This is a genomic window from Candidatus Uabimicrobium amorphum (assembly GCF_009002475.1).
Classification (GTDB): domain Bacteria; phylum Planctomycetota; class Uabimicrobiia; order Uabimicrobiales; family Uabimicrobiaceae; genus Uabimicrobium; species Uabimicrobium amorphum.
The window spans coordinates 3,338,930-3,350,457 of the sequence record NZ_AP019860.1 but is presented as its reverse complement, the minus strand read 5'-3'; the positions used below and the strand labels follow the sequence as shown (position 1 = coordinate 3,350,457).

4 protein-coding genes are annotated in these 11,528 nt (G+C 40.9%); 2 read left to right on the top strand and 2 right to left on the bottom strand.

Going from position 1 to position 11,528, the window contains the following annotated elements:
* Window positions 1-296: 296 nt before the first annotated feature.
* Entirely contained in the window at window positions 297-5,384 is a 5,088-nt protein-coding gene (locus tag UABAM_RS11935; RefSeq protein WP_151968234.1) for an ICP22 family protein, read from the top strand.
* Between the two features lie 152 nt (window positions 5,385-5,536).
* Here UABAM_RS11935 and mobA read toward each other — a convergent pair whose 3' ends face one another.
* On the bottom strand, window positions 5,537-6,094 hold the full coding sequence (mobA, locus tag UABAM_RS11930; protein WP_151968233.1) for a molybdenum cofactor guanylyltransferase: 558 nt from the start codon (window positions 6,092-6,094) through the stop codon (window positions 5,537-5,539).
* 128 nt (window positions 6,095-6,222) lie between these two features.
* Complete coding sequence (locus tag UABAM_RS11925; protein ID WP_151968232.1) at window positions 6,223-7,800, bottom strand: prenyltransferase/squalene oxidase repeat-containing protein; 1,578 nt, start codon at window positions 7,798-7,800, stop codon at window positions 6,223-6,225.
* Window positions 7,801-8,018: 218 nt separating this feature from the next.
* On the opposite strand from UABAM_RS11925, the gene UABAM_RS11920 reads away from it, so the two are divergent.
* Entirely contained in the window at window positions 8,019-11,513 is a 3,495-nt protein-coding gene (locus tag UABAM_RS11920) for a WD40 repeat domain-containing serine/threonine-protein kinase (protein WP_151968231.1), read from the top strand.
* Window positions 11,514-11,528 lie beyond the last annotated feature (15 nt).

Below are 11,528 nucleotides of genomic sequence, written 5' to 3'. Positions count from 1 at the left end.
GCTTTTTTACAACATCTACCACCACGTTAAAAAAAAGTTAAAAATATTGCAAAAAATTTTAGTATATAATTATGCATTTTTATAAAAATATTGCAAAATTTATAGTAGAATTTAAAAAAAATAAAGAAAATCTTAAATGCAAATATTCCTAAGAGTGTCATAATTGGTACTTTATAATAAAAGCCTACCCAAATAGACTATGTGACGCAAAGAATCACATACTACAACGTAGGGATGAGGTAAAATCCAAACGAATTTTATTCATCCGCCCTTATATTCAAAATCGGAGACCATAGATGTTAAAGTATGTACTGATAGTTTTATTAATTTTGATGCCTATTCTGAGTGCAGAAACGTATATCTCTGTTAATCCTATTGAGGTATCTGTTGCTCCACAAGAACAAATTCCCTATATCGTGGGTTTGGTAAAAGATGGAGAAGTTCAGCAGGTCTTGCCGTGGGATTTTAAATTTTCTGCAGAAAAAGGAAGTTTTTCGGGAAACGTATATAAAGCTCCACCTGTACCCGGGACATATTTGGTTTTTATTCGTTATAAGACCATCGAAAGCGTAGCTGTTGTAAATGTTATTGGGCGTGAACCAGTGAAGGAAATAGTCGTAGAGCCTACGGAGGTAGATATTCAAGTAGGAGAATCGGTAACTCTGACGGCAACAGCCCTAGGTAAGAGTAAGAACGCTCTTTTTTACCAAATAGCATGGATGGCAAATGGTGGAAAAATAGACTCCAATGGTAAGTTTACCGCTGAAAAAGTAGGTAGCTATAAAATTATTGCCCTTGGTCCGGATGGCTTGAAAACTAAAGTCACTGTGAATGTTCGGGAAAAAGGTAGCACACTCAGTGAAATCGTCATTTCAACGCCTAAAAAGAAAGTGTTTGTGGGAGAAAAGTTACAGTTGACCGCAGCAGGGTATGATGATCGTGGTCAAGCAATGGACACAGACTTGATTTGGCGAGGTAACGCTGGAAAAGAAAATGCACGAGGCTATGAATTTTCTGCAAATAAAGTAGGGATTTATAATGTAAGTGTGAAAGCCGCGAATAGCGATGTCGAAAAAACAGTGGCGATCGAGGTTGTTGCTGTTCCTGCGAAGTTACAAAGAATAGAATTGACGGTGAATGAGGAACCTATCTATCCAGGAATGATTGTAAGTGTGAAGAGCCTTGGTTATGATCAATATGGCAAAACGATAGACTTTCGACCGTTATGGAGAGTCGATAAGGGAAGAATCGATACACAAGGTAACTTTATGGCAAGTGAACCGGGGATTTACAAGATAGAAGCGAAGGATGTGGGTAGCAATATAAGACAGGCACTACAAGTCGTCGTTGTTGCAAAACCCAATATCGTTGCTACTCCTGAAAAGAGAGAGATCCCTGATGAAATAATTGTTGCCGAGGGTAACTCTGATGATAGCGATGCCGACGCAGAGGAATTTGCCGACGCAGGTAGTGTCGAAGAATCTACCGATGCAGGCAACGCAGAAGAGTATGCTGATACGGGCGATGCGGAAGAGTATGCCGATGCAGGCGATGCTGAAGAATTTGTTGATGCGGGTAGTGCCGAAGAATCTACGGATGACGGAAACGCAGAATCTACCGATGCGGGTAGTGCAGAAGAGTATGCCGATGCAGGCGATGCAGAAGAATATGCCGATGTAGGCGATGCAGAAGAATCTACCGATGTAGGCAGCACAGAAGAATCTACCGATGCAGGTAATGCAGAAGAATATACCGATGCAGGCAACGCAGAAGAATTTGTTGGAGAATCTACAACTAGAGACAACCCCGACGAATTGGTGGAAAATAATTTAGGTGCGACCACAGAGGATAATGTCGATGGGGCTACATCTGCGAAGGAAGAACAAAATGGCGATGATAAGCCAAATAATAATGTGGTCGATGGAAATAGCAATGACATTATAGATGTTCCTGCGGGATTAAAGATTACCAGTGAAAATATATCATTACAACCAGGAGAACAGTATCAGTTTTCCGTCGAGGGGGCTCGTGAGGTAAGGTGGGAAGCCACGGGTGGTACAATTGATCGTAATGGTTTATACACCGCAGGGAGTGCAATAGGTGATTTTGTGGTTGTCGCAACAGATGGTGACCAACACGCTAAAGTGCGCGTGAACGTTTTTCGTGGTTTACAAGAGGTAACAGAGATCTCTAACTTGGAAGTTCTTCCAAAAAATATTACCTTACAACCAGGCGAAAGTGCACAGTTTTCCGCAAACGCGTACGATGGTAACAATAACAAAATTGCGGTAGATATTGAGTGGGTGGCAACAGGCGGAACTATTGATCGTACTGGACTATATACGGCAAACAATACGATGGGAAATTATAGTGTAAAGGCCGTTTATAAAAAACAAGGCCTAGAGGTTTCTTCACGGGTAATTATCGCGGCTAACAACGAGTACACCCTGCAAGTTTCTCCCGTAGAACCACGTGTAAAACCGGGTGAAAAAGTGAGTTTCCAAGTTACATTGCGTAAGAGCAATAAAGAAATATGGTCGTGGCCGTGGGAATATACTTTTGTCGCCAGTGAAGGAGAAATGAACGATACCGTGTACACTGCGCCACAAAAGCCGGGAGCCTATAATATCGAAATTCGCCATCCCAAAGCAGTGACCAATGTTGTGGTTATTGTTGCTACGGGTGAGCAAAATTCGCGCATCAAAGAAATTCAAGTCAATCGCGAAAGTTTAACCCTGCAAGCCTATAGTAAATATACCTTTGTGGCAAATGCCATTGCCGAAGATGGTAGCGTTCAGCAAATTTCGCTGTTGTGGCGAACCGATGGTGGCCGTGTAGATGCCAATGGAACATTTACTGCCGGAGGAAAGCCTGGTAACTACACCATCGAAGTTTCCGAACCAACTTCTGGCGTAACAAAAACAATCAATGTTACGATTATCGAAAAGAAATCTGATATATATCGAATCGAGTCTGACCCTCAGGAAATTGTTTTACCTATAGGTACGACGCAAAAGATTAATTTTAAGTTATTCCGCGGTTCTTTTGAAGAGTTCTCTTGGCCTTGGGAGTATAAGTCTACGGTTTCGGGAGGAACTTTTGAAAATAGTATTTACACTGCGCCGCAAGAAGTAGGTGAATACGAGTTAAAAGTGGAGCACAAAAAAGCAAAAGCTAAGTTTAAAATAACTGTAACACAACCCCAAATCCAATCTTTTACGATAAAGAGCGACAAAACGTCTGTAAAAGAGGGAACCAAAGTCAAATTCATCGCACAAGTTGCTGATGAAAAAGGTAGTCGAACATTTCCTCTTGAGTGGAGTTGTTCTGGCGGAAAAATAAAACAAAACGGTTGGTATCTAGCTAGCGAATCTGGAGTACAAACCATTACGGCAAAAATCGTGGGCACTGATATTTCTGCGCAGGCAACGCTTAAGGTGATTGGACGCATGAAAATGTTCATTGAACCTCGCAAACTCACTGTGCCGGTGGGGGAGAAACTTCGCCTAAAAATTACCATGTATAAAGGTAAAGAGAAATTGTGGGCATGGCCTTGGGAGTTTAAATGTATTGCCGAAAAAGGTTCTTTTCATGAAACGCTGTACACAGCACCCGATGAGCCCGGTACATACCGAGTTAAGATTCGCTATAAAAAATGGGTCAAGCGAACCAAAATAGTGGTTTATACACCAAATTATAATCGCAGTCGCATAGTGATCACTCCACAAAATATTACGTTGGAACCTTTACAGAAGTACCGCTTCTCTGCTGAAGTTTATGATGCAAAAAATAACAAACTATCTGCAAATGTTCAGTGGCGTGCCCAAGGTGGTGTTATGGAAGGCGATGGAACCTATACTGCGGGGGCCATCAATGGTGAATACACTATTGTCGCTGTGGATCGCGAACGTAGCCTAGAGACACAGGCAAAAGTTTCGATTGTCGAACCGATAGAGAGAGTTGTCATTGTTCCAGGCAACAAAGAGATGCGCCCTGGAGAAACATTTAAGTTCTCTGCGATGGGAATTCGCCGCAACGCCGAAGAAACGCCTGTTGACGTAAAATGGACTGCTACCGGAGGAAAAATTACTCCGCAAGGTGTTTTTACCGCTGGACAAAAAGACGGTGGTTATTTTACTGTAACCGCAAATACAAAGAATGGTCTGAGTAGCACCGCGAAAATACGTATAGTAAGTAGCAACAGCGTGCGCTTAAAAATAATTCCGGAAAGTGCGACCCTGGCCCCAGGAGAAAGTATTAAATTTGAAGCAGTGGGAATTGATAGTAGTGAAAATCAAGTGAATGTTACCCCCAAATGGTTTGCCATCGGTGGAACGATTAGTAAAGATGGAGTATACTATGCGGGAAATAAAGTCGGTCGTTATTATGTCACGGTGATTGATACCGAAAGTCATTTGTTCGCCAAAGCATCTATTCTTATAGAGGGTAAACAACAAAACGATAGTGGTTATTCGCTGCGTATCTCGACGAGTAGTACAACGGTAAGGCCAGGTGAAAATGTTGTCATTAAACCCGCTTTGTTGAAGAATGGCAAAGTGGAATGGACATGGCCATGGGAATTCAAGTACAGGTCCTCAGGAGGTGTACTTGTCGGTGAGTACGGCAATATTTGGATTGCACCGAAGCGTCCAGGTTCTTATGCGGTTACGATTGCGCATCGCAAGGCCACACGGGAAATCGTTCTTGAAGTGCAAGGTGGTTATCAGGAGCGTATTGAGTATATTGACATTTCACCGAAAAAGATTACTTTGCAACCCAATGAACTGTACAAATTCTCTGCAGCAGCTTTCTTACAAAATGGAGCAAAGTATCCCGTAAGAATTTCGTGGTCGGCCACTGGCGGAAGAATTGACCAAAGTGGAACATTTCAAGCTGGCGCGGCACCGGGGAATTACAATGTTATTGCTCGATATCGCAATGTGGAAGCGGTTGCTGAGGTGATTATTGGTCGTCAGGACACCACATTCAGTCTAGGACTTGATTGGGGTAAATCCTTACGTAGTGGTCGTGTATCGCGTCGACAAACGCGTAAGTTTATTTACGGTAACGTTTTTACAAAAAGCTCTACAGAGTTGGCCCAATTTAGACGAGGCTTTATTAAAGGTTATGGGGCAGCGGGTCTATATCTTTTCCAGGAATTACTATGTCATACCGCCAGTGATTTTGGAAAAATTTACGGACACAATTTATATTGGGGAAATGTAACAAAAAATCAGTTGGCAAATTTTATTCGTCAATTTGTTTTGCGTTTGCCCGAAAGCTGTCATCATTCTTTTAAACAAGGTTTTGTCAGTGGTTACAAGCACTACAAAGGTGGTAATATTTACGAACAAATTTACCGCTGGGCGAAATATCGTCGGTAGTCGTGTTTGTAAAAACGTGACCGTAAAAAATCCATGTCATTCCCGCATAAGCGGGAAACTAGCAATACAAAGTTGACTTATAAACGCTGGATCCCTGCTTTTGCAGGGATGACACCATAAGGGGTTATATCTTAACTTGACATGTATAGCGGTCACGTTTTTTTTGTAATTTTTTTATAGACGTCGTACTCGTTGACATTCGTAAAACTTTGTGGATTGACAATCGGTATGCGTTGAATGGGGAGTTGGTTTAGGATTCTGTTTAAACCATATTTTCCTGAAAGAAATTGAGCGCGCAAAGCTTCTAAAGCGGAAATTTCCCAAATGGAACATAGTGGTTCTAATCTTTGATCGCTGTGTGTATATACAGTCGCTGCTTTGGTGGAATTGCGATTTTTATAGAGATGCTGTAGTGTGTTCTCGTTGAAAAATGGCAAATCACATGCTAAGACGAGAAGCGGACTTTTTGTATATTCGTATACAGATAGAAGACCTGAAATAGGACCACAGTTTTCATACAAATCTATTACTGTGGAGTAATCGCTATAGAGTTTTTTTTGGTCTTCGCGGCATGATATAACAACATCCGAACATACAGTTTGTAAAAGATGATAACAATGTATTGTCTGTGGATGGGAGTGGTAGATGAGTTGTCCTTTGTCACGGCCCATGCGCGTGCTTTTCCCGCCGTTTAAAACTACTCCATGCATGTTGCGATTCTCGATAATATAATTACAGGACGCTTAGAATAGCGTCCTGTAGTTATGCTAAATTAGGGAATTTCCCTAATATCAAAATTGATTATTAAAATATTTGATGCATGATTATGTAAGAGTATTTACTTGGCTCCAAATACTTTTGCGTAGCGGTAGTAAATTTCTAATGATAAAACATTGATCGCTGTGGAGTATACACGTCCCCCTGCTTTTCCCCATGGATCAACGGAATCCCAAGAACCATTTACACATTGTGAGGTTTTTTGGTTTTCCACCAACGCTTTTTTCATTTTATCATTCCATGTTTGCCAAAAGTCACCACCCATCTGGTACATCGCTAAAGTACCATAGTACCAATAGTAAAAGTCGACCAAACTTTGGCCTTGGGCATCTTGTTCCCAAGCTGGTAGGGAGTTAGATAGTAGAGCACCACCTCCGTGTAAGCGCGCATCGGTTCTTTCTGTTCCCGAAAAAACACGTGATGTCATCGCCGCTGCCGTCATTGCTTCACTTCTTGAAAATCCCTCTACACCTTGTAGACGCGATCCGGTATCTCCTTTTTGGATATAACCAGTTCTGTAGTAGTGTTCGTCTGTTACTTCGTCTACCCATACTAGAGCAGATGTAAAGCTACTATCCGGCACCTCTAATTCAGCAACTTTAGCTGATTTTAGAGCCATGACCGCCCATCCAGTTACAGAGGTATCGTTATCTCCGCATTGGTAAGAGTAGCGCCATGCTTTACCTGGATTTTGTGATTTAACTAAGTAGTCTATACCCTTTTGTGCAGAAGAGCGCAGTAGTGGATTGTAGTTTGACAACGCATAAGCCTCTGCCATTGCAAGAGCAGCAATGGAGTGATTATACATATAGTGACCTTGTTTTTTACCAAAACAACCTTCTTCGTCTTGGATACTTTTCAGATATTTTTGCGCTTTGCGTACCACATCTTTAAATTCACCGGTGGTTGCGGTATTTCCTGCACCGAGAAAACAAAGTAGTGCCAAACCTGTTACACCAGGATCAACCCATTGATAACCTGCACCGTCACACTCTCCAGGGTTTTTGGGATCGGAGCCGCACTTGGAGATAAAACCATCTGCATCCCAACCACCATCATCTGCTTGGTGGCGTTTGAGCCATTCAAGTCCTGCTTTTACAGCACTTTCGGTAGCCGCACTTCCCCCACCTTCTTTGACGAGGTCTGCCTTACCGCCAAAACGAGTTCCGAATTTTCCACCAGCACCTCCACCAGCACCAATAAAGCTACTGTCAAAGTTAGCCTTTAGCGGACTGTTTGCTGCTGCCTCTTCATTACCCTTCATTGTGAAGTTTTCCTCGTTGTCGTTGCTTTCGTTGTGATCGGAAACTTTCGCTTCTTTTACGACAGGGTCTTCAACTGTGGGTTCATTTTCTTTTACCGGCTTTGTTTTCTTAAAAACATCGCGTTTTGGTTCAGGTTTAACTTCTTCTTTTTTGACTTCTTGTATTTCAGCAATGTATTCATATTCTGGTTTTTCAGGGGCTTTTTCGAATACAATAAGGGTTGCAATAAAAGCTGCGATTGTGTGGACAACTAAAGAGATCATCCACCAAGGTGTTTTTTGTAGTTGCTCTTGCCAAAAATCATTAAAATCTTCATCGACATAATCATCGGCATAGCCATCATCAACATAATCATCTTCAAGATATTCGGACATATTATGGCCTTTCAACAAATCAATTTTTATTTTGTGAGTTGCAAGATTTTGAGAATATTTAGCTTACCATTATTTGTAAAAAATCTCAAATGCATAAATTTTGTATTGCAAAAATAATACGAACTTATCGCTCACAAGTTCATAAAAAAATTTATGATAACATAAATTTTTGTTATAATTTGTGATATAACGCGATATTTTATTGAGGAATTTTTACTATGTCAGAACCAGAGTTGTTCCTACAAACAGCTATTTTACTGAATTTCATCTCCCCACAGCAAGCGCGAAGATACTTCATTGAGTTCCAACAACAACCGCAAAAAAATTTTTTTTTGTGGTTGGAAATAAACGGCTACCTCATGAATGAGCAAATTATTAAGATACAACAATATTTGCAAAAACAACAAACTCAAATGACTTCCGAAACCAATCAAATCTCTGAATCTTTTTTTGTTGCCAACAAAAATGAAAATTGTTTTGCAGAAACTCTAGATGTTGATACCCCGTCGTCAAGTCTTGGGGCGGGAACGCAGTTTAACCACTACATCATACAAAAAGAATTGGGCAAAGGTGGCATGGGGGAAGTTTACCAAGCTCTAGATCGTCGTTTACAGCGAGTGGTGGCGATTAAAATTATACGTGCCGACGTTCGGTTAACCACACCACAAATAGAGCAATTTTTAGCAGAAGCACGTGCCATTGCACAAATTGATCACCCTGCTATCGTTAAGATTTTTGAAATTGGTAACACACCGCAACACTATATCGCAATGGAGTACATTCCTGGAAGACAGTTAAAAGAGGCCATCAAAAGTGAAGAATGGAGTCCGAAGAAGATAGCGGCTTTTATTCAACAATGTGCATTGGCGTTAGATTTTGTCCACAATAAAAATATCATTCATCGCGATTTAAAGCCAAGTAATATTATGCTGACTCAGGCGGAAAACCCTAAGATAACAGACTTTGGGTTAGCAAAAGAGTTGAGTCGCAAAAAAGAGGGGAGTTCTGGTTTTGTAGGAACTCCAGCATACGCTTCTCCTGAACAAGTACGTGGTGCTCAAAATATATCATACGCAACCGATATTTATTCGTTAGGGGCAGTTTTATATGAGTTATTGACGCATCGGCCGCCCTACCAAGGTGAAACCTTTAATATCTTTTTTCAAATTCTTAACTACGATATTATTGCACCGCGGAGTTTGAACCCCGATATTCCAAAAGAATTGGAAGCTATATGCCTTAAGGCAATGCACAAGGCACGAAGGAATCGCTATGATAACATGCGTGCATTTGCTCGCGATTTACGAAATTACATCGAAAATAAACCGGTGGCCGCGAAACCACCTAGCTATTTGGGGAAATGTGCCAAGCTTTTACGGCGCAATAAACTGATTTCGTCTCTTGTTATTTCCACTTTTTTGGCGTCTATCGGCACAATTATTTATTTGCTACAGGCCATGGAATTGCAACAAAGTGTTTCTGTATTGCGTGCAAAGGAACGACAATTGGCCGAAGACATTGCAAAACATGAAAAATCTATTGGGCAACAACAGCAACGGCTAAAGCAGCAACAACGACAACTACAAGAACAAGAACAGCGGTCGCAACAGCAAGAAAAAAGACTACAGCAGCAAGCAAAAAAGTTTTACCGCCAAGAGATCACACAAATTAATCGTCAGATGGAAATCTCAGGGAATAGTGACGATATAGAGGAACGTCTAGAGTTTATTCGCAAGCCGCGTCATCTCGAATGGCGATGGCTGAAAAAAAAGAGCGATACATCGCTACATTCCTTCTTTTTTCGAGAACAAGCGCATCATAGTTTTTTGGGGCCGCATGGCACGATAAACACCTTTTACTCCTACCATGCTCATACTTGGAAACCAACCACGACTCTCCAAACAAAGAGTGATTTTAAAAAGATTGTGTATAAAGAACGAGTTTTGACGAATGTGTTGCGAAGTCCAAACCGGCAGGTTTGCATATATCTCTATACAAGGGGAATCATTGCCCTGGAAAATTTGCAAACAAAAAAACGCACTTACATTCAAGTTGTTGATAGCGGTTTTTCTTCGGTGGTCGGCGTTTCTTTTCATGCGAACAGTAAGACCGCTGTTGTTTGGGGAAGAGGTTATATCTACCTTGTTGATTGTGTAAATCACCGCTTAAAAACAACCATTGATTTGACCACGTTGGGGAATAATACGAACTACTCTTGTGAGCTTGTTGGAGATGAATTGCTGTTTTGTTGGTATGCAGAAGTATATAAGGTGTACTTACCTAAGGTAAAAAAGACCGAGTTTTTGCTCACGGAAGGTGTTCGCAGAGGTTTTGTTTCACGTATTGACTTCACAACCTTGCAACCCATCATTCGTTTAAAATGTACACGTGATTTTTGGATTCTCGCCAATGCAAATACTATTTACTTTTACAATGTCAAGAGCCGAAAAACCACTCCTTTTCGTACCGGAAAAAAAGGACGCGAATACGAGAAGATGACGATGTCACATAACAAAAAATATTTGGTATCGTGGGGGGAAAAAAACATTGATTTGTGGTCTATCAAAAAAAAGCAAATGGTTCATTCGTTTGTGGGGCATGCTTACAAAGTGAACGCCTGTAATTTTTCTTTTGATGATAAAATATTGTTCTCTCACGGGGCAAAAGGTGTTGTCAAAATGTGGGACGTTGCGCGGCGCGATTCGATCAACTACCGCAATACAAATCTTTTTCAAACGATGGTGATAAACAATTTAGTGATTAACGTTGGGTCTCGCAAAGTTACTATTTGGGATTTGCCTCAGCAGAAGTTATTGGCACACCACTTTTCGATTCACGAATTTTACTCTGTTGATGCTATAGAAACAGCACCAGGGCGTTATACTATTGTCGTTGGACATAGTAGGAATAGCGGTTTATCTATCTTTACTTGGAATGGTAAAGAGTTGAAGTTGCAAAAATTTTATCCCGACTTACACAACAAACTAGGACGGAAACAACCTGATGATCTCAATCATCATCGCGTACGGCACTGCTACTTCGTTGATTACGAAGGCCAAAAATTGCTCGCCACTACCTATTTAGATAGCATTTTTATTTGGGGAAAAAATCTGTGGCGCGACGATAAACCACAAGCGCGGCAAATATTTAAGTGCAGTCGACACTTTATTCGTGCGGTGCTTTATGATAAAACAAAAGAATCCTTTGTCATTGTCGATGCGTCAAACGTACATTTGTGGAAACCTTTTACCCAAATAAAACAGACCATTTCAAAATTACCAAAAACCGCAAATATTATTTCCGCTTTGACGGCAGCGACGTGGTTGGACCGAGAACGAATCATTGCCGGTAATTCAAATGGCAAACTATTTATGATTAACTTGGAAAAACGCAAGTTAGAAAAGATATTTCGCGGACACTACGACATTGTAAAATGCTGTGCGGTTAACAAACAAAAAACGCGATTGATATCGAGCGATATGAAAGGAAATGCTTACATTTGGGATTTGAGCGCAAATGAACGAGAAATCACACCGTTGTTAAAATTACGTTTTTACTCTCCTTTAAATAGTAGTGCGCATCAGTCTATAGGTCACATTTCGTTTGTCGAAAATCAAAAAAATAATATTGCCGCTTACATTCTGTTGACAAGTCGCGAAGCGACATATATTTTGCACGCGCCATATCCGGTCGCTAAAAAGCAAAAAAAATAAAAAATTTTAATTGTA